This window comes from Microvirga sp. P4_G7, assembly GCF_056401005.1.
In genome coordinates this window covers 1-545 of record NZ_JBFUKD010001185.1, presented here as the reverse complement: position 1 = coordinate 545, position 545 = coordinate 1, and the positions used below count along the sequence as shown (strand labels likewise).

At 62.3% G+C, this 545-nt stretch carries 1 protein-coding gene; it reads left to right on the top strand.

Annotated elements, in window-relative coordinates:
- Window positions 1–65: 65 nt before the first annotated feature.
- Window positions 66–545 (top strand): ATP-binding cassette domain-containing protein (locus AC1DT3_RS23780; RefSeq protein WP_477467604.1); only part of this gene is annotated, 480 nt, incomplete at its 3' end.

Genomic DNA, 545 nt, shown 5'->3' with positions numbered 1-545 from the left:
GCGCCGGAGATCAGGAGCGGACGCACCTTCCGCTGCCACAATCCCGTACCGGAGAACCAGGGGTCATGACTGGGCCGCTCTTTGAATTGCGCGGCGTAAAGAAGCATTTCCGCAGCAAATCGACATTGGCTGAACGCATACTTGCGACAGCAGGGCGGGTCCCGCCGCCGCCCGTGCTGCGCGCGGTCGATGGGATCGACCTGAGTGTAACACGCGGCGAGGTCCTGGGCCTTGTCGGTGAATCCGGATGCGGCAAGTCGACTTTGGCGCGGATCGCGACAGGCATTCACAAGCCGAGCGCTGGCGAAGTCGTCTACGACGGGCGACTCGTGGCGAAGCTCAAGGGAAAGGAGAAGCTGGATTATCTGCTGAAGGTCCAGATGATCTTCCAGGAYCCTTATGCATCGCTCGACCCGCGCATGCAGGTGCGCCGCATCGTTGGCGAGGCGCTCAGCGTCCATCGATTGCTGCCGAAAACCGAAATCGATGCGGCGGTGGACAAGGCGCTGACAGAGGTCGGGCTCGATCTCGCCTATCGCAACCGC